The 20,074-nt window shown below is 37.9% G+C and carries 13 protein-coding genes; 6 read left to right on the top strand and 7 right to left on the bottom strand.

The window, feature by feature from the left end; translation table 11 throughout:
• Nucleotides 1-171 precede the first annotated feature (171 nt).
• Both BM327_RS13325 and BM327_RS13320 read left to right on the top strand, forming a co-directional pair.
• Complete coding sequence (locus tag BM327_RS13325; protein WP_090251452.1) at nt 172-1,269, top strand: hypothetical protein; 1,098 nt, start codon at nt 172-174, stop codon at nt 1,267-1,269.
• Nucleotides 1,259-1,684 carry a hypothetical protein gene (locus tag BM327_RS13320; RefSeq protein WP_090251447.1) on the top strand — a complete coding sequence of 142 codons (426 nt, stop codon included), beginning with the start codon at nt 1,259-1,261 and terminating at the stop codon, nt 1,682-1,684. Before BM327_RS13325 ends, BM327_RS13320 begins: the two co-directional genes overlap by 11 nt.
• 415 nt (nt 1,685-2,099) lie before the next feature.
• Here the strand turns inward: BM327_RS13320 and BM327_RS13315 are convergent, their stop codons facing one another.
• The 5 genes from BM327_RS13315 to BM327_RS13295 form a co-directional block, all read right to left on the bottom strand.
• A complete protein-coding gene (locus tag BM327_RS13315) occupies nt 2,100-2,726 on the bottom strand; it encodes a DsbA family protein (RefSeq protein WP_090251443.1) in 627 nt (208 codons plus the stop codon).
• Nucleotides 2,727-2,813: 87 nt separating this feature from the next.
• Nucleotides 2,814-4,058 carry a DEAD/DEAH box helicase gene (locus BM327_RS13310; protein WP_090251439.1) on the bottom strand — a complete coding sequence of 415 codons (1,245 nt, stop codon included), beginning with the start codon at nt 4,056-4,058 and terminating at the stop codon, nt 2,814-2,816.
• A 70-nt stretch (nt 4,059-4,128) separates the two neighbouring features.
• Complete coding sequence (locus BM327_RS13305; RefSeq protein ID WP_090251435.1) at nt 4,129-6,489, bottom strand: TonB-dependent receptor; 2,361 nt, start codon at nt 6,487-6,489, stop codon at nt 4,129-4,131.
• A gap of 47 nt (nt 6,490-6,536) precedes the next feature.
• On the bottom strand, nt 6,537-7,118 hold the full coding sequence (gene miaE / locus BM327_RS13300; RefSeq protein ID WP_090251430.1) for a MiaE family protein: 582 nt from the start codon (nt 7,116-7,118) through the stop codon (nt 6,537-6,539).
• 80 nt (nt 7,119-7,198) lie between these two features.
• On the bottom strand, nt 7,199-7,648 hold the full coding sequence (locus BM327_RS13295) for a DUF1569 domain-containing protein (RefSeq protein WP_090251425.1): 450 nt from the start codon (nt 7,646-7,648) through the stop codon (nt 7,199-7,201).
• Nucleotides 7,649-7,829: 181 nt separating this feature from the next.
• Here BM327_RS13295 and metG point away from each other — a divergent pair, with 181 nt between their 5' ends.
• Nucleotides 7,830-9,884 carry a methionine--tRNA ligase gene (metG, locus tag BM327_RS13290; protein WP_090251421.1) on the top strand — a complete coding sequence of 685 codons (2,055 nt, stop codon included), beginning with the start codon at nt 7,830-7,832 and terminating at the stop codon, nt 9,882-9,884.
• Nucleotides 9,885-10,047: 163 nt separating this feature from the next.
• The gene (locus BM327_RS13285) at nt 10,048-10,656 is read left to right on the top strand and encodes a hypothetical protein (RefSeq protein ID WP_139230378.1); all 609 of its coding nucleotides are present in this window, start codon (nt 10,048-10,050) and stop codon (nt 10,654-10,656) included.
• A gap of 17 nt (nt 10,657-10,673) precedes the next feature.
• On the opposite strand, the gene BM327_RS13280 is transcribed toward BM327_RS13285, so the two are convergent.
• Together BM327_RS13280 and BM327_RS13275 are read right to left on the bottom strand one after the other, a co-directional pair.
• Nucleotides 10,674-11,603 carry a PorP/SprF family type IX secretion system membrane protein gene (locus tag BM327_RS13280; protein WP_090251414.1) on the bottom strand — a complete coding sequence of 310 codons (930 nt, stop codon included), beginning with the start codon at nt 11,601-11,603 and terminating at the stop codon, nt 10,674-10,676.
• The gene (locus tag BM327_RS13275; protein WP_090251411.1) at nt 11,603-12,847 is read right to left on the bottom strand and encodes a T9SS type B sorting domain-containing protein; all 1,245 of its coding nucleotides are present in this window, start codon (nt 12,845-12,847) and stop codon (nt 11,603-11,605) included. Before BM327_RS13275 ends, BM327_RS13280 begins: the two co-directional genes overlap by 1 nt.
• A 196-nt stretch (nt 12,848-13,043) precedes the next feature.
• On the opposite strand from BM327_RS13275, the gene BM327_RS13270 reads away from it, so the two are divergent.
• Both BM327_RS13270 and rnr read left to right on the top strand, forming a co-directional pair.
• Entirely contained in the window at nt 13,044-17,699 is a 4,656-nt protein-coding gene (locus BM327_RS13270) for a hypothetical protein (RefSeq protein WP_090251407.1), read from the top strand.
• 198 nt (nt 17,700-17,897) lie between these two features.
• A complete protein-coding gene (gene rnr / locus BM327_RS13265) occupies nt 17,898-20,048 on the top strand; it encodes a ribonuclease R (protein WP_090251403.1) in 2,151 nt (716 codons plus the stop codon).
• Nucleotides 20,049-20,074: the final 26 nt, after the last annotated feature.

Here is a 20,074-nt window from a genome sequence, read left to right as displayed (position 1 = left end):
GGGATGTTGGTTCTAGTGTTGCACCATGTAAGTGATATATATGTTTTTATAAGTAGTATAAATGAAATTGCCGAAGTTGTACAAATAAAATTTTATTGTTCCTTTGAATGAATTAGCCATCTATTTTTTAACTTGGCTTCAACCAACTCATAAACACTTAAATTTTAACTCTTGAAAAGATTGTTTTTGTACGGCTTGGTATTAGCCTGTATTTCATTTGCATGTCAGAACAAAAAAGACATTGCTCCTATAGATTTGATTGTGGACACGCTAACATTAGACCATCCTCAAATTCAAGCTTTTAATACATTTTCTATAGTAAACGATAGAGTTTATTTTGCAGAATTTAATACCAGAAAACAAATTGCTTCCTTAAACCTTAAGGATAAGTCTGCTGAGGTATTAAATCTTCATAAATTGTATGATTCTATTCCTGAAGGAATTCTGACTTACAATGTTATTTCTCGTGATTCAATTTTACTTCTTTCTAAATACACCAACAAGTTCTACCTCATCAATAGAAAATTAGAGGTTTTGAAAAAATGGGATTTCCAAGAACAAAAACTAAAAGGCCATTTGTTTCTACCTCCTCTTAATTTCACTCAAAGTAAAATACAAGCAGCTATTGTTTATTCACATAATTCTCAAGCAGCAGATTCAATACTTAGCCTAAAAGAAATTGCGCAAAAATCATTTACCAATGCTCTAGTTTCTCCAATTTTCTTAGAATTTAACCTATCTCAAGACACCTTAAATCAGGGTGATTTTTTACTTAAAAACTTAATATCTAGATTCTTAGAATCTACCCAATATTCGAGTGAAGGAAGACACTTTACCTATAACTCAAAAAACAAAATTTATACAAGTTGTAGGGTTGACTCATTGTTCGTAATTAATAACACCGACTTAAGTATTTCTTCTTTTCAACTCAATAGTAAGTTTTTCGATTCGTTAAAAATATCTCCAGTTACTATTGACAAATTAATTGAAAACGAAATGAAAATTCTAACCAAAGGTGCTCATTGTTCAAGTGCTCATTATTCTCCAACACTAAATACTTATTTTGTTTTTCTTGCGGATAACAGAAGCGGCAAAAAGGTAATACAACTTTATTCATCTTCTCAACAATTAATACATGAAGAAATAATTGACAAAAACATTCTTATTCATCAATTACTTGAGTACGATGGCTCTGTCTATTTGCTAAATAAAACAAAACTAAACAGCCTTCAATTACTAGAAATTAACCCATCACTGTATGCTCAATAAACTACTTCCCTTATTTCTACTTTTCATCTTAATAGCATGTTCTGATACATCAAAAAATGAAAAGTCATTCGCAAGTCTGTTAGAAAGTAAATTTGCGATAGATTGTAAAGACTTTAATAAAATCTATGCCTTGAATGAAAAAGGGTACTGCCTTAAGTGCAGTTATAAATTTATGCGGTTTTTAGAAGAAGAACAATTTAAAGATAGTACGCTCATTTTCTTTTCGGGATTGGGCAGCAAAGTAGATTACTCTTCTTTTATTAGTTCTACCAATCCCAATATTATCTATGACACGAATGAAATCATTGATACTTACTTTAATATCAATTCACCCGCTGTTTTCATTCTAAAAAACTGCGCTGTAGATTCAACCATTTTAATTACACCTGAAACCGTAAATTTGGTAGTGAAATAACAAAAAACTCCTAACTCTGCACTCACTAACTCATAACTTCATTCCATCCTCCCTACTCACACTCCAAACTGCCTTCGCTTAGGGATAGCAGCGGCAGCCCGGAGGATGGAAAGGGTGTTTTTGTGCGGGGTGGAAAGCGACTTAAGAAGCTTTTTGGCCCGTGTTACTAAAAGCACTTTGCAGCCGAGGACTAGAGCGGAGAGCCCGTTAAAAGCCCCGTATTAGATTTGAAATTGGCCCCTCGACTTCGCTCGGGAACCTTAATTGGATATTGGCCCCTCGACACTTCGACAAATGCTCAGTACGGCGCTCCGCTCGGGAATCAATTATAAAAAACTCTTAACTCTGCACTCACTAACCCATAACTAAAAAAAGGCCCTTTCGGACCCTTCAATAATGCTATATTTCAAAATTTTTACAAATTCTGCAAGTTCTCTTCTACCACTTCTAAAGGCACGTAACCTCTGGCGATGGCGTAGAGTTTTCCTTCTCCTTTGTCAACAGCTACCGTTGGGAAACCGTTTACACCAATTTGCTGACAAACACTGAATTCTTCGAAACTCTGTTCAACAATCTTCTTGTCTTGCATTTGCGCAATGAACTCATCACCGTTTAAACCAAATTCTTCGGCTAGTTTACCGTAAGCTTCTGTATCCATCGGTTGAATAGCATCAAAGTAAATGGCCTTTTGCAAACGTGCTGCAAAAGCGACTTGTTCTTGTGGTTTGTGTTGTTTAAAAACACTTAAGGCCACAGCAGTTGGGATAGAAGTAAATTCTGTGCTTCCTTCTTCCAAAATGTCTTTCAAAAAGGCCTCGCTGAATTTTACACCAGAACGCTCTTCTACTTGTTTGTAACCTTCGCTAATGTAGGGTGCAACTTCTCCGATGGGTCCTACTCTATCTCCCGTAATCATTCCTCCAGAAATCACCTGGAAATCATATTCGTCTTTGTATTTCTCGTACAACTCCATCATCACAGGAGAAAATCCGTAACACCATCCGCAAAGGGCGTCGTAGAAGTAAAATATTGTTCCTTTCATGGGGGCAAAAGTAGGGGTAAAAAAAGAGGATACAAACGCTTTGGGTTTATATCCTCTGTAACTATCTTAGAATGACAAAATCTATGTCTATTTTTTATTCAGCACCTGCTTTCTTCTCTCCTTTTTAGAATTTGGATCTGGCTTGCGCTTTCTGTTACGGTTGGGCTTTTTCTTTTTCTCTGCCTTCGGCTCCGGTTCATCAGTAGGAAGATAACCTTCTACGGTTTGTAAAGAAATTTGCGTTTTTAACAATTTCTCTATTCCTTTTAAATAATCGAGTTCATCGGCTCCTACCAAAGAAATCGCCAAACCTGCAGCTCCTGCTCTACCTGTTCTACCTATACGGTGCACGTAATCTTCGGGTACGTTGGGCAACTCATAGTTCACCACGTGCGGCAACAAAGGAATATCTAATCCACGTGCAGCAACATCTGTAGCTACCAAGGCTTTTATTTTACCTGCTTTGAAGTCGTTTAACGCGTTAGTTCTCTGGTTTTGACTCTTGTTTCCGTGAATCGCAGAAGATTTTATACCGCGTCTATCCAACTTTTGACACAAGCGATTGGCCCCATATTTTGTACGGGTAAAAACCAATACTTGCTCCATTTCTAAGTCGTAAATCAACTTAATTAACACCGCAGTTTTGTCTGATTTATCCACGCGATACGCTTCCTGATCAACTCGTTCTGCCGTAGTGTTTTCTGGTGTTGCCTCTACCTGAACCGCATGTTTTAAGATGCCATTGGCCAATTTTTTAATCTCCTTACTAAAAGTTGCAGAGAACAAAAGTGTTTGCTTTTGCTTGGGAATAAGGTTAGAAATACGCTCTATATCGCGCAAGAACCCCATGTCTAACATACGATCGGCCTCATCGAGAACAAAGGTTTGTACTTGACCTAATTTTATGTGTTTCTGTTGGTGTAAATCTAACAACCTACCCGGTGTAGCTACTAAAACATCTACGCCTTGGTTTAAGGTTCTTACTTGTGGGTTTTGATTAACTCCTCCAAAAATTACCGCAGCCTTCAGGTTTAAATGCGCACCGTAGGTTCTCACCGCATCGTATACCTGACTGGCTAATTCTCGAGTGGGAGTTAAAATAAGGGCACGAATGGCTCTTTTCCCTTTAACTTCTTGTTGACTTAAATTGTGTAATATCGGCAAAGTGAATCCTGCCGTTTTCCCTGTTCCCGTTTGTGCAGAAGCTAAAACATCTTTTCCTTCTAATACAACTGGAATGGCCTTTTCTTGAATGGGTGAAGGCGTGGTATACCCTTGTTCTTGAATTGCAGTTAGCAACTCTTCTCTTAATCCTAATGATTTGAATGTCATATATAAACTTGAAAGGGACGAACTCGTGTCGTCCCTTTTATTTGGTACAAAGATAGTCTATTCTATTGGATTAGAAATCTATCACAATTCCTAGGGAAGGAAGTACAGTTCCTGAAGCCACTGATGGGAATTGTTTCAATTCTGTTGGTTGAACAGGCACTCCGTTTTCATCTTGCACTAAACCGTACGAAGGTTCAGATGGAGTAGCTTGTCCGAAAACATTTTGCACTTCGAAGTAAATGTCCAATGTCCACTTCTCAAAGTTCCATTTCTTATCTATACGTATATCTGTTTGGTTGAAAGAAGCCAAGAACTCCTCACCCAAACGGTTGTAATCTTTTACCAAAGCAGGATAGGTTTGCTCACTTGCTTCTACGTCAACAGGAGCGTAAGGTGTTTTACCTAAGAAGCGTGTTCTGGCACTCAATTCCCAGTTTTTGCCAAACTTGTATCCACCCGTTAAACTGATCAAGACTTTGTTATCCCATGCTGAGGGTAAGTATACATCTTCATCGAAACTTGTAAACTCACTCTTGTAGAAAGTAACCGATGCAACTCCATAGAAATGTTTGGTGAATTTCTTTTGTGCCAACAATTCCACCCCGTATGTTCTTCCTAAACCTATACTGGTTACCGGTTCGTTTCCTAACACAGAGAAATCTCCTCCTAAATTGGCCAAACTCACAGAGTCTGTTAAAGACACCGGGTAATTGCTGTATTTCTTGTAGAATCCTTCTATCGTGAATTTTGTAGAAGAATTCAATAAAAATTCTACACCTGCTACCAAGTGGTCGGATTGAATGTAGTCAACTTCTCTGTTGGCAAACATCCCTTGGTTATCTGTAAACCCGAGAATCGTATAACTTGGTAATTTGAAGTAACGACCTACAGAAGCGTTCAAACTCCAACGTTGTTTTTTGTCTAAAGAATAAGACAATGCCGCTCGTGGACTCAAGGTTCTGTAAATATCATTTCCTCTTTTGGTGAAATCGTTTCCATCAAAACGCAAACCTCCAGAAATGCTCAATTTATCCTTTAATACTTTGGTAGATGCCTGCACGAAAGCACCGTACTTCCAAAAGTTCAATGCGTTTTCATAATTAAATCCGCTAACGGTGTTCGTGGTTCTATTGGAGTAATCAACATTCTGAACCACTCCACCAAAGGCCAATTCCCATTTGTCGTAGAAACGCTTGTAATAGTATCTCGCCTTTGTTTCTTGTTCTTGCGATTCGTTGTTTAAGTACAAACCGGTAAGGTTAATATTGTCTTGGTAACGTTTAAAGTTGTTGTTGAGAATATTCTTACTCACAGCCGTAAGCATGTATCCGTTCACATCTTTAAAACGCTTTTTCCAACTCAATCCGCTTGTAGTTGTCCATTGTTTGATCACTGGTATTTGCTCTAAAGTGGCTTGCTGTTCGGCATCAAATTCATCCGGTACGTTAATGGCAAAATCATCAATTGAACCCACACCTGTAAAGTTCAACTCATTGTATTTATTGATTTTATGGTTGATTTTATATTGGTAATCCCAGTAATCGGGTAAGAAAGGAAGGTCTAAAACCTGAAACAAAAACTGTAAATAAGATCTTCTTGCAGAAACGATGTAAGTTGTTTTAGCCTCTTCGTTGTCTTTCTTAAATAAAGGACCTTCTAAAGTCAATGCCGCTTCACTACTACTCAACCTAAAGTTGGTTTTCATCTCACGTGCATTTCCCGTTCTTTGCTCAAACTGTAAAACTCCAGAAAGTACATTGTCGTATTGTGCGCCAAAAGATGACGTTGAAAGCGTTACTCCTTCAAAGAAAGATACATTGAGCAGACCTACGGGTCCACCCGCACTCCCTTGTGTAGAGAAGTGATTGATATTCGGAATTTCTATTCCATCCAAGTAATATACATTCTCGTTGGGTGCTCCACCACGTATAATCACGTCGTTTCTAAAACCACCTACAGAACCCGAAACTCCAGGTAGCGATTGTACAACTTTAGCAATATCATTGTTCCCTCCAGGGTAGGTTGCAATTTCTTCTTGACTCAATTTATTGGAAGAAAGAGGCGTTTCCTTATCCTTTTTAAAAGGGTTGGCAACAATTTCTACTCCTTCTAAATCTGTGGCTTCTTCTTGTAAAACAAAGTCTACATCTGGGTTACCACCTGATCTCACCACTATGTTATATTTGATTTCCGCTTTATACCCAGTACCTGTTGCTTCTAAAGCATAGGTTTTCGGTGAAAGTCCGCTTATCTCATACTTTCCATCAAAATCGGTGACCGCTCCTTTGTCTTCACCTACAATTTTCACTTTGATTCCGAACAGGGCCTCACCTGTTTTTTGATCGGTTACGGTACCTCTCAGCGTACCTTCCTGAGCTAGACCTATAAAGGAAACTATCAGGCATAAAAAAAGTGTTGTTATTCCTCGCATGCTACTAAATTATGCAGGAATAACAACACTTCAAATCAATTGTTCACTTATCCGTGAATTGTTTCTTCTTTTCCGTAATTTTTTATCACTTCCGCTTCGTAATCCAGCCATTCTCTCCAACGCTGATCTACGTCTGTACCCTCTGTTAACTCTTTGGCCAAGCGCAAGAACATCGTATAATGTCCCGCTTCAGAAATCATCAATTCTCTGTAGAATTCAGCCAATTCCTCATCATCTATATTATCAGACAAAACTTTGAAACGCTCACAACTTCTGGCTTCTATCATTGCTGAGAAAAGTAATCTATCTACCAAACGCTGGTTTCTAGATCCGCCACTAATCATGAATTTGTACAATTCATTTACGTAGCTGTCTTTACGCTCTAAACCTAGTTTAAAACCTCTGGCTTTGATTTTTTCGTGTACCATTTCGAAGTGCTCCAATTCTTCTTGGGCAAGCTTCAACATTTCCGTTACCAAATCTGGGTACTCTGAATTTTGAACCACAATAGAAATTGCATTACTCGCTGCTTTTTGTTCACACCAAGCATGGTCGGTTAACACTTCTTGTATGTTCGTTTCCACAAGTTTAGCCCATCTTGGATCTGTAGGTAACTTTAATCTAAGCATCTGATAAAATTTTTTGCAAAGAAAAGGAATTTGAAAGTTTTCTTCGGTCTCCTTCTCTATTTATTTAAGATTTACGGACTTTATATACCGAATTGTGCGAAGTGGTGTTGCAAATGTTTGTCGAACAAAGTGTTCCATTCTGCAGCAGTTAAAGTACCAAAGTTGGGACTCTTTTTTCCTTCAAAACTTGCTTCACCTTCTTGAATTACCTTCTCTATGTTTGCCAAAAGCTCCGTTTTTTCTTTTGTAAATTCTCTTTCATCAGCGATGTAAAATGCTGGAGAAGTACGTATATTTTTCTTGTAAGGCTTGTCTCCCACCACCAAAGGTTTCACAAATTTCTTTAACATGAAATTCATCAAAAATCCATTCTTCTTTTCATCTTTAGAAAAACTGTTGGTGTAGGTAGCATTCAAATGCGCCAACATCTGTGGAGCATTCATTTTACCCCATAAGGGTTGCGTATTTGTATCAAGCTTATCCAAGCGCTCTTGAACTTCTGTTAAATAGGCGTCGTTATAAATTTTCATGTGCTTTATTTTGCTACAAAAATAGGGGGATAGTTCACATCTAACTCCTGGTTGATTACAAAATTTATATTCGTCATTTTTCCCTTGATTTCACTGCTGGTCTGGCACTTAAAAACTCTTCTCTCTCCTCCCCTGCTCATCCAATTAAAACAATTATCTTTGCTGCCATAAAATTAGGACAATGAGCAAAGCAAAATATACAATTACCGCAGCCCTTCCGTATGCTAACGGACCCCTTCATTTAGGTCACGTTGCGGGTGTTTATTTACCAGGAGATATCTTTTCGAGGTTCTTACGTTTAAACGGTCATGATGTGGCTTTCATTTGTGGAAGTGATGAACACGGAGCTGCCATTACGTTAAGAGCGAAAAAAGAAGGGATTACCCCACAAGAAATTGTAGATAAATACAACCGTATTATTGCACAATCATTTTCTGATTTCAACATCAATTTTGACATTTTCCACAGAACATCTACAGAAATTCACAAAGAAACTGCACAAGCTTTCTTTAAGAAATTGAACGATGAAGGGAAATTCATTGAAAAAACAAGTGAACAGTACTACGACGAAGAATACAACCAATTCTTAGCAGATAGATACATTACTGGAACTTGTCCGAGCTGTAAAAACGAAGGTGCTTACGGTGACCAATGTGAGAAATGTGGTTCGGCTTTGAGTCCAACAGAATTAATAGACCCAAAATCAACCTTAAGTGGGAAAACACCTATTTTAAAAGAAACTTCGCACTGGTTCTTACCTATGGACCAAGCAGAAGCGTGGTTAAAAGAGTGGATTAAGGAAGGAAAATTAAACGGAGAACAACAACACAACCCAAATGAATGGCGTAAGCAAGTTATTGGGCAATGTATGAGTTGGATAGATGGTGGTTTAAAGCCTCGTGCCATGACCAGAGATTTGGACTGGGGAGTTCCCGTTCCTGTTGAAGGTGCAGACGGAAAAGTATTGTACGTTTGGTTAGATGCTCCTATTGGTTACATTTCAGCAACCAAGCAATGGGCTTTGGACAATGGTAAAAACTGGGAAGATTACTGGACAGGTGATAGAAAACTAGTACACTTCATTGGGAAGGATAACATCGTATTCCACGCCATTATTTTCCCTATTTTGTTGAAAGAACACGGTGGTTTAATTTTACCAGACAATGTACCTGCTTCAGAATTCTTAAACTTAGAAGGAGACAAATTCTCAACTTCTCGTAACTGGGCGGTTTGGTTGCACGAGTACTTGGAAAGACACCCAGACAAAATAGACGAATTAAAATACACCCTTACTGCGATTGCTCCAGAGAGTAAAGACAGTGAATTTACGTGGAATGAGTTCCAAGCACGTGTGAACAACGAGCTGGCTGACGTAATGGGGAACTTTGTAAACCGTGCATTGGTATTGAATCAAAAGTACTACCAAGGTGAAGTTCCGGTAAGAGGAGAATTAGATGCTTACGACAAAGAAGTAATTGCAGCAGTAGAAAATATTCCTACACGCATTGCTGAATTGCTCTACAAATACAAAATTAGAGAAGCCCAACAAGAAGCTATGAACTTGGCGCGTATTGGTAACAAATACTTGGCAGATACAGAGCCTTGGAAATTGGCCAAAACAGATCCGGAGCGTGTAAAGACTATCATGAACATTGCCTTACAGATTACGGCAAACTTGAGCATTGTCTTTGAACCATTCTTACCAGACACCGCAGATAAGTTAAGAGGCTTCATGAACTTGGAAAAAATGGACTGGAGTAAAGCAGGTAGCATGGATTTATTGCCAGAAGGTGCTGCTACCAATAAGCCAACAATTTTATTCCAAAAAATAGAAGACAGTTTGGTAGAAGAGGAACAAAATCTTTTAAAAGCGTCACAACAAAGTAACCCAAGTTTACCGCCACAAAAGGAGAATATTTCTTTTGACGACTTCACGAAAATGGACATTAGAATTGGTACCATTTTAGAAGCTGAAAAAGTACCCAAAGCGGATAAATTGTTGAAGTTATTGGTAGATACAGGAATTGATAAAAGAACTATCGTTTCGGGTATAGCTGAACACTACAACGCCGAAGAAGTTATTGGTAAAAAAGTAAGTGTTTTGATGAATTTGGCGCCACGTAAAATTAGAGGTGTTGAATCTCAAGGTATGATTTTAATGGCCGAAAATGAAGCGGGAGAATTGAGCTTTGTTTCACCAGAAAAAGCCTTCGAAGCCGGAGGAGAAATTAGATAAGAATTTACCTTAAAATAAGAAAAGGAGTTGCAGTGATGTGACTCCTTTTTTGTTTTATCATTAACCTATATTGCTAAAAAAACAGAAAAAATTTGGTTCACTAATTATTAATTAAAACCTTGGTGCTGCACTTAAATCATTTCCTATGCCAAAATTCTTATTAATGATAGTAACGCTTCTTTTATGTAACTCCTGTGTTTTCTATAGTTATCTATCCTCGAAAAAACCAAGCGATGAATCCCTTTCCGAAATAAGTAAGTACTTAAAACGAAAAGGAATTGATAATTACGATTACTCCTTCACATTTAAAGATGATTGTTTAGATAGTTTATCCAAAGAAGAAAATGCTTTCTATTTGTACAGAATTCAAAATGGAAATAAAGCTCGATTAATACAAAGTAGGTTTTACAATATTGAGGGGGAAATTCTTAATGGATATAGCTTATGTTACGGTAAAATTTCAGCTTTCAGCGAAATTGGCGATACAACAATATTAGATTATCACCAGTTTCCTGACAGTTTCCTTTCTTATTGGAACCTTCATCTAAAGCTAAAATCAGATGCGCGATTTTGGGATATTGAGCCTTCAACTTTAGACGAAATAACACAAACAAAAAGTAAGTATTTTATTGTTGGCTATTGGAACATTTCGTCAGGATGGTCTTCTCTTCAAATGCTTAAGAAATTGTCAGGTTTCAAAAAAAGAAATAAAGAGGAGGTTACGCTCATATTAGTAAACACAGGACATGATCAATTAATGAATGCCGAGTAATATGGAAACATCATCCCTTAATCAAAAACAGGAACTCCTTTATCGTATTCATGATACATTTTCCCCGCTTTAAACGAGAACATGATTTCATGTGTACCAAAGGTGTTGCTTTGCAGTGAAGTGGTTGTGAAATCGTAACTATAAGCAATGGTATACATTTCCTTAATGCGTAAACGAAGCATACCTGTCAAGGCATCTTCTGTTCTGTATCCCACACCAAATGCAAACTTGTCGAAATAGTCAAAAATGAACATTAAACTCGCTTGGGGATTGGCACCACGAACATAGTCTATCTTGGCTCTAGGTAAAAAACAGAAACCATACTTGTTATCGAATTTATAGCCTGCTTGTAAGGAATAATGCATGCGAAAACGACTTTCGGTACCGGGAGCTGTCCATTTATTACGCAATATTTCTTCTCCGCTCAAGCCTAAATAAAAATCACTGTTGTTGTAGAGTGCACCTAATGTAACGCGCGGAAAGTAGATGTTAGAAACGTTAGTTCCCACTGTAATATCAGGATCCACTGTAGTGGCATTTATTTGATCGAAAGCCAATTGTTGTATACCTACACTGGTTCCAAAACTCAACATTTGTACCCTATCTAATGGTATATGAAAGGCGTAGTTGAATCCTACCATCATGTGGGTGAATTCACCGGCTTGGTCGCGTTGTACATTGAGTCCAACACCATGATAAGGTTTTAAATAATTCCCTCGTTTAAACACCATGGGAGCATTAAAGGTTAACAACCCAATATTCGGTGCTCCATCAAAACCGGCCCATTGTTCTTTGTAACCTGTTTTGAATTCAAACTTTTTGGTGATTCCAGCAAAAGAGGGATTATAGGCAAAAGAATTTTCTGACCACATACTGAATCTTCCCAATTGTTGTGCAAACAAAAGCGAACTACAAATACATATATAAAGAGAAAGGATGTATCTCATTATCTAATAAGGTTGATGTGACCTTTCAAAGGGGTTTCGTCTTTATCTTGTGTCAAATATATCACATAATAATACACGCCTGCAGGCAAGTTTTGTCCATTGTGCGTACCATTCCATTCTTCCTCCTTGTTATATCCCGTTTTTTTGAAAACCACCTGTCCCCAACGGTTAAAAATCTCTACCCTACAATCAGCATATTTTTCTATCCCTAAGATCTCCCAAGTATCATTTTTTCCGTCGCCATTGGGTGTGAAGGTGTTTTTTATGTCCAAAGGAGAGTCTACGGTTACTACAACCTCATCACTACTCGTGCAGTTTCCATCTGTAACAGTGAGCGTATAAGTTGTGGTTTGTTTTGGAGAAACAAAAGGTTGAATTAAGTCTGGATATTTCATTCCTATGGTAGGAAACCACGTAAACGTTGGAGCATTGGTACTAGCATTTAACTGTGTATCCTCTCCTAATTCTATGGTTCTATCTACACCCGCATAAACATTAAATCCATTCACTGTAAATGGAAGGGCATTGCTTGTAAACGTTTGATTACATGGAGCAAAACAAACTATATCTGCTGTTACCACATCACCATCTTGAAGTGCCGAAGTGGTAAAAAATCCTTGGGTATTAGTTTCTATAAAATTGCCGTTGATATACCAATTTACAGCGCTCGTATCGCAACCTGTAATGGAAGCATTTATACTTACCTCCTCGCCAAAACAGATGATGGAATTTTCATAAGAAATAAGTAAATCTACTGGATCGGGTTGCACGGCTGTTCCTGATAATAATAGGTCTAAACTTCCTTCTGCCCCGGCATTGCCATTGATCAATAAAAAGTATTCTTGATTCGCTGCTAAAGCAAAAGCATTTAAGGTGAAATTAGTAGTGATATTGGCTTCGCAGGTACTTACCTCTGTCAGTCCATTTGGATCGCATCCATTGCTTGCTTCGAACAATACAGCCTGAAATGCAGCACCCGTTTGAAAAGAAAAATTAGAAAAGTTTATACTCGCATCGCCACCGTTGTTATCACTCGTAAATTTTACCCAAACAGAATTTTGGGTTGTAAAACAAGAAGGGGCGTCATCGGCGCAAGAAGCACAACTCGTAGCACCAATATTATTTACCGTTAAGGGAGTATTCGCACAAATCTCCAGTGCCTGATTACAAAGGTCATAAGTAGGCTGTGCGTGTGCAAACCCCATCCAGCCTAGGATAAATAATATGCTACTAATTCTTTTCATTTCGACTAAGTTACATTTTATAAACGAAAAATAAAGGGCCTCATTGCAAGGATTACAAAGGACTTCCTTTCATTTTATACACAAGCCTATAGCGATAACATTTTCTAACCTCCATTCCCTAGTTTTGTGAAAATTAACATCTTTAACATTTCGTGGCATAGTAACTGATTTTACCTTGTCAAATAACACTAGGGATATGAAAAGAATTTTTACACTACTCGCAATTTTAACCCTCTTTACAACTACTGCCCAGAAGGTAGATTACGACTATAACAGTAGATGGTATTTCGGTTTAAACGCTGGAGCCACTTGGCAAACCACCGATGTTAACACCAAAGTTAGATTGGGTTCAGGCTTCGTTTTTGGGAAGTCATTCAACATGGACAGGGGAAGACTACTTTCTTTCGACCTAGGTGTACGATATCTCTACGGATATTGGGAAGGTGTGGACGATTTTAGAACCACAAACATCTCTGCCAACACACCTGTTTACAACTACTACAGTAATTTAGGTTCTTTCCAACAAAACTTCTTAAGCGAACAACACGCCGGTGATCTAGAACTTGCCCTTCACTTTAACCGATTAAGAGAAAGAACAGGTTGGGATCCTTACCTTTTTGGAGCGATAGGATTTACAGCTCACCAAAGTTATGGTGACATCTTTACTTACGACGCTGATTTTAATCAAGTTCCTTATGATTTTGAAGCCGGTCAACAATTAAGTGGTGTATACAGAACACCTTTGGAAGCAAATGATGGAACACTTACCTACAATGATTTTGTTTGGAGAACTACTCCAGGTTTAGGTTTTGGTTTAGGGTATTATTTTGCCCCTCGTGTTTCTGTAGGATTTGAACACAGAACTACTTTCACTTTAACCGATTACTACGATGGAACGGTGGTAGACGAGAGCGGTTTCGCAGATAACTATAATGACTTGTACCACTATACCAATTTATACTTGAAGTGGTATATCAAAGACAGACACAGAGATGAAGTTGAGCACGTTGAAGAACCTCAACCCGAAGAGAATAATATCGTTGAAGATGTAAACAAAGTTTACTTACCCATCGTTGATTTCACCTTACCATCTTCTACTCCAACTACAGTTGCCAATCCAAGTTATACGCTAAAAGCTAAGGTGCAATATGTAGCGGGTAAAGACAATGTACAATTTAGTCAGAACGGGCAAAGTACACGAAGCTTTACTTACAATGCTAGCACGGATGTATTTACAGCGAATGTTACGCTGATTCCAGGACAAAATACCTTTACTTTACAGGGAACTAATGAAGAAGGAGCAGATCAGGAAACGATAATTATCAATTATAAAAGAGAAGTAAAAACTCCACCAGTAGTTGAAATTACACGCCCTAACAATTCTCCGCACACCCTTTACAAAAGTGTGTACAGCTTAACAGCGAATGTATTAAATGTTGCTAGTAAGCAAAACATAACGTTTACCTTAAACAATCAAGTATTAAACAACTTTGATTTCAATACGCAAAACGGTGTTTTAAGTGCTAATCTGATTTTAATTCCAGGAACGAATACCGTTCATATTTCTGCTACAAATACGGATGGAAGCGCCAGTGATGAAACTTTATTGATCTACAAAAGAGAGGTAACCGTAAAACAACCCGATGTTCAGTTTACTAATCCTTCTATAAGTCCATATACCCACAATACCAACACTTTTAACTTAATGGCGAATGTGTTGAATGTAACGGACATCAACAACATCATTTTTAAAGTAAATGGAACGCAGAACCAGAACTTTAATTTCAACGCCAATACAGGTGTTTTTACAGCCAATGTAATCTTAATGGGTGGACAAAACGTCTTTGAAATCATAGGAAGTAACAGCGCAGGAACAGATCAAGATATCGTTTTCATTAATTATAGAGAACCTGCACCTACTCCTCCGGTTGTAGCTATTACAAATCCTCAAAACCCAACCTATGTTACCAACAATAACAACCATACGGTAGTTGCCAACATCTTGAATATTAGTTCTGCGAGTCAAATTACAATGACAGTAAATGGTAATGCCACACAAAACTTTAGCTACAACAACAGTAACAATACACTTACGGCCAATGTAAACTTGGTGCAAGGAAACAACATCATATCTATTACTGCCACAAATGGAGATGGAACGGATAGCAAGCAATGTACGATTGTTTATAGAAAACCGGTTACGGTTCAAGCGCCAAGTGTTGAATTCACACAGCCTAATTACACTCCTTTCACTACAAACACACCGCAACAATATATAACTGCAGCGGTGTATAATGTGAACAATGCCAATGAAATTAACATCAGTGTAAACGGAAGCAATTTCAATAACTTCTCTTACAATGCGAACGCACACCAAGTAAGCTTTACAGTGAACTTAATTGAAGGGGCTAACATCATTACAATTAGTGCTACAAATTCTGCAGGATCTGATAATGATACGCAAACGATTATCTACAGAAAACCCGTAACACAAAATCCGCCCATCATTATTATAGTTGACCCAGTTCAAAGTCCGCTTACTGTATACAACAACAGTTACTTGGTACAAGCGCAAGTACAACATGTAAATGGAAGTCAAGACATCTCTGTAAAAATTAACGGTATTGCCACTCAGAATTTCAACTACGTAGCTTCTAACAATCAGGTAAGCGTAAATGTAGGGTTGAATGAAGGAGCGAACACCGTACAAATTATTGCGAGCAACAATGCAGGGCAAGACAGCGAGAGCACTACCATCATTTACAAACGACAGCAAGTAGCAACGCCACCTGTTGTGCACATTACGCAACCGGCTACCAATGTTACGGTAGGAACTAACAGCTACCAAATAACAGCGCTTGTTCAGAACATAAACAGTGCAAACGATATAGACTTGGTAATTAACGGAAGTGGAATTAACAATTTCACCTACAATCCGAATACTTTAGAATTGAGCTATACCCTCAACTTTAACAATGCAGGGATATACACGGTTCAAATTGTAGCGAGCAATGCTGCGGGTTCTGCAAGCGACAATGTAAACATTAACTACAAGCCACAAGAAGCGCAAAAATTACCAGAAGTATATTACTTACAACCAAGTAGTAATATCACGGTAAATACTCCTAACTACAACTTAAAAGCGAAGGTTTTACACGTTGATACAAAAGCACAAATTACTTTACAGCACAACGGTCAAACCGTAAACGGTAACCTCTACAACTTTAATACGGCGAGCAAAGAATTAAGCTTTAACCACAATTTGGTTGCTGGAAACAACATCTACAAAATCATAGCAACAAATGCAGCGGGAAGCACAGAAGAAAGTATCTCTGTTGTTTACAGAACGGTTGTAGTAAAATGTGATGCACCAGTGATTCGCTTATCTATTCCTTCAACAACGAGTCTTTCTACAGATAGAAACAGTTTAAACTTAGAATTGAACATCAAAAATGTAGCTATCGCTAACCAAGTTCAATTAAAAGTGAATGGAAATACGAAGAACTTTAGCTACTTAAACGGTTTATTAAAAGCTAAAATTTACTTGACTGAAGGTAGTAACAGTATAGAAATTATTGCTGCCAATGAATGTGGACAAAGCAAAGAAAACATCACTGTAAATTACAAGGCTCCAGAAAAACCATGTGATAAACCAAGTATAACGAGCAGACAAGCAAGTAAAATAAACACGAAAAACAGTGCTACTTCTTTCTTAGCTCAAGTCAATGGCGTTACAGGTGCTAACATGATCAAAGTTATGGTGAATGGTAAAACACATCCTTTCACTTATGACCCAGCAAGTAAACAACTCCGTGTTGCTATCAATCCTTTACAAATGGGGAATAATACCCTTAAAATAATGGCCAACAACGCTTGTGGAGGAACAGATGCAAACTATGTGATTTTCAGAGAAGCTTGTGAGAAACCAGTAATGAATTTAAAAGAATCTCAGACGGTTACTCAAAAAACAATCGTAGAGGAATTAGTAATGATATCAGGGAGTATCAGCAATGTAAACAATAGAGCAGATGTTGAGGTATTGTTTAATGGTCGTGCTATAGCCTTTAATTATTCTCCAAACAATGGTGCTTTCTCTTTGAGACAAAACTTAAACATCGGGAAAAACCTAATTGTTGTAAAGGCGAAAAATGAATGTGGTGAAAGCAAACAAACCTTTAGCTTTAACTACATGCCGAAGCCTGTGGTAGCAAAACCAACTTTGAGATTGGTTTACCCTCAAACGCAAAAATTTGCCACAGAACAAGCCAATCATACGGTAAAAATCAAAGCTTCTGACGTTGCCTCTGCTACAGATATACAGGTTAAAATTAATGGTGTAAACACGAAGTTCAAATTCCAAGCAGCATCTCAAATGATTACCTTCAATACAACCTTAAAAACAGGTGTAAACAACTTCGCTGTTACCGCAGTTAATGCAAGTGGAAGTGCTAGTTTAAATTTTGAAATCGATTACAAAGAGAAAAAACAAGAAGCAAAACCGGTTATTACCATCACAAACCCAGATGCTTCGCCGAGCATATTAACCAAAGAAGGTAGGGTGTTGTTTCAAGCAAATGTGACCAATATCACTACAGCTTCTCAGGTTAAAGTGTATATGAATGGTAAACTTTACACCAATTACCAAGCAGAATTGAACAACGGAGTGCTTACGCTCAACACTACCTTATCAATTACAGCGAGCAATGCCAATGTTAACCTTCAGATTATTGCAACCAATTCTGGAGGAAGCAGCTCTGCCACACAAGTGGTAAGCTTGCAACAAAGCAAAGTCTTGGATATAAAAAATGAAGGGGGTACAACACAACCCACACCGATTCAAAGAAGAAGATAATAGATTACAACCGCTCTTGATTAAGAGCGGTTTTTTTGTGTTTTGTAGAGGATCAATCACAAAATAATTACGTAGCTTTTAATTTGGACCTTAAGTAACCTTTTCTTAAAATTATAGTGCTGAGCTACATCGCGAATTTACTTACCTTTGTACCGATTAGGTTTAGCATAAATATTCGCGAACCTTACAAAACAATTTATGTCAAGAAAAAAGAAAAAAGGCGGAAAAAAATCGAACAAACTCAAACAAAGATTAAAATCAAATATTCGTAAGGTATTTGAACAAAACCCAGACGCCCAACTCAACTATAAACAAGTTAGTGCTTCACTCGGAGTAAAAGATGGTGCCACAAGAAAGTTGGTATTAACAGCCATGTACGAACTCAAAGATGATGAAGTTCTCAATGAATACTCGCGCGGAAACTTCTGCATCAATGAATCTAAAACAGAATACTACGATGGAGTAATAGAAATTACCCAAAGAGGTGCCGGTTTCGTTATTATCGAAGGACTCGAGAAAGATATATTCATACAACCAGAAAATACCAACCAAGCCTTGCACGGTGACAAAGTGAAGGTAATGGTCATAAAACACGGTAAACGCCGTATTGAAGGAAAAGTAATAGAGGTTACCGAACGTAAATCAACCCAATTTGTGGGTACGGTTGAAATGCACCCAAAATATGCTTTTGTTTCTACAGACAACCAACGTTTGAACATGGACCTTTATGTTACACCAGAGCGACTCAACGGAGCGAAGGATGGTGATAAAGTAGTGTGTAAATTGGTTTCTTGGCCCAAAGCCATGCAAAATCCTTTCGGTGAAATTATTGAAGTTTTAGGGAAACCGGGCGACAATGACACTGAAATGAAAGCTATACTTATCAGCAATGATTTTGAAACAAGCTTCCCGAATGCTGTTGTTGCTCAAGCCGAGAAAGTAAGTATGGAGCTGGATCCTGAAGAAATTAAAAAGCGTAGAGATATGCGTGGGGTTACTACCTTCACCATAGATCCATTTGACGCAAAAGATTTTGATGATGCGCTTTCTTACCGAGTTCTGGAAAACGGAAATATAGAAGTAGGTGTTCACATTGCAGATGTGAGTCATTACGTTACGCCAAACAGTGCCATGGACGCCGAAGCTCTAAAGCGCGGTAATTCTGTTTACTTGGTAGATAGAGTAATTCCTATGCTACCCGAACAGCTTTCTAACTTGGCGTGTTCTTTACGTCCTAACGAAGATAAATACACCTTCTCTGCCATTTTTGAAATGGATGAAGAAGGAAAATTATATCATCAATGGTTTGGTAAAACGGTTATTCACAGTGATAGACGTTTTACCTACGAGGAAGCCCAAGAAATTATTGAAGGGGCCGATGGGGACATGAAAGAAGAAATTCTTGCCCTCGATAAAATTGCAAAAATCTACCGTAAAAAGCGTTTGAAAAACGGAGCTCTAAACATAGAATCGGAAGAAGTTAAATTCAAACTCGATGAAAATGGTGAACCTATAGAAGTCGTTTATAAAGTATCGAAAGATGCCAATAAACTGATTGAAGAATTCATGCTTTTGGCCAACAAGAAGGTAGCAGAATATGTAGGAAAGAAGAAAGACAAAGCGGGTAATGTTCCTTTTGTTTACAGGGTACACGACAAGCCAGATATCGGTAAAATTGAAACCTTCAAAACCTTTATCGACAAATTTGGGTATGAAATCCACTTTTCTAATGAGGATGAAATTTCAACTGCTATTAACCGACTTTTGAGTGATATCAAATTGAAGAATGAATACGGCCTGATTCAATTGATGGCCATACGCTCTATGTCTAAAGCTACCTACGAAACCAAAAACATTGGTCACTACGGTTTAGCCTTTGAACACTACACCCATTTTACCTCGCCCATACGTCGTTATGCCGATTTAATGGTACATAGAATACTCTTTGATGAGTTGAATGGAAAAACACATCCTTACAGTGGCGAATTGGACGGAATTTGTAAACACATTTCGAATCAAGAGAAAAAAGCCACAGAGGCGGAAAGAGACTCGAACAAATACTTCCAAGTGAAATTTGTGAGAGACAAGGTAGGTGAAGTTTTTGAAGGAACGGTGTCCGGTTTATCTGACTTTGGAATGTTTGTGAAAATGGACGAAAACCAATGTGAGGGTATGGTAAGTTTACAAAGTTTACCCGACGACAACTTCTATTTTGATCAAGAAGTATTTAGTATAGTGGGAAGAAATTCTACCAAAGAATACAACTTTGGAGATAAGGTAAAAGTTCAAATTACCGGTGTTAATCCTAAGAAAAGACAAATTGATTTAGAGATCTATCAAGGATTTTAAAATAGATATCTAGAGTTCTAGACAGC

This window comes from Lishizhenia tianjinensis (genome assembly GCF_900116425.1).
GTDB lineage: Bacteria > Bacteroidota > Bacteroidia > Flavobacteriales_D > Crocinitomicaceae > Lishizhenia > Lishizhenia tianjinensis.
Note: the sequence above shows the minus strand (reverse complement) of the source record. Positions and strands in the feature narration are given on the sequence as shown.

Bases quoted from the DNA above. Each gene is read 5' to 3' on its own strand.
- BM327_RS13320 (WP_090251447.1), top strand. From the start codon at position 1,259: ATGCTCAATAAACTACTTCCCTTATTTCTACTTTTCATCTTAATAGCA.
- BM327_RS13315 (WP_090251443.1), bottom strand. From the start codon at position 2,726: ATGAAAGGAACAATATTTTACTTCTACGACGCCCTTTGCGGATGGTGT.
- BM327_RS13310 (WP_090251439.1), bottom strand. From the start codon at position 4,058: ATGACATTCAAATCATTAGGATTAAGAGAAGAGTTGCTAACTGCAATT.
- BM327_RS13305 (WP_090251435.1), bottom strand. From the start codon at position 6,489: ATGCGAGGAATAACAACACTTTTTTTATGCCTGATAGTTTCCTTTATA.
- miaE (WP_090251430.1), bottom strand. From the start codon at position 7,118: ATGCTTAGATTAAAGTTACCTACAGATCCAAGATGGGCTAAACTTGTG.
- BM327_RS13295 (WP_090251425.1), bottom strand. From the start codon at position 7,648: ATGAAAATTTATAACGACGCCTATTTAACAGAAGTTCAAGAGCGCTTG.
- metG (WP_090251421.1), top strand. From the start codon at position 7,830: ATGAGCAAAGCAAAATATACAATTACCGCAGCCCTTCCGTATGCTAAC.
- BM327_RS13285 (WP_139230378.1), top strand. From the start codon at position 10,048: ATGATAGTAACGCTTCTTTTATGTAACTCCTGTGTTTTCTATAGTTAT.
- BM327_RS13280 (WP_090251414.1), bottom strand. From the start codon at position 11,603: ATGAGATACATCCTTTCTCTTTATATATGTATTTGTAGTTCGCTTTTG.
- BM327_RS13275 (WP_090251411.1), bottom strand. From the start codon at position 12,847: ATGAAAAGAATTAGTAGCATATTATTTATCCTAGGCTGGATGGGGTTT.
- BM327_RS13270 (WP_090251407.1), top strand. From the start codon at position 13,044: ATGAAAAGAATTTTTACACTACTCGCAATTTTAACCCTCTTTACAACT.
- rnr (WP_090251403.1), top strand. From the start codon at position 17,898: ATGTCAAGAAAAAAGAAAAAAGGCGGAAAAAAATCGAACAAACTCAAA.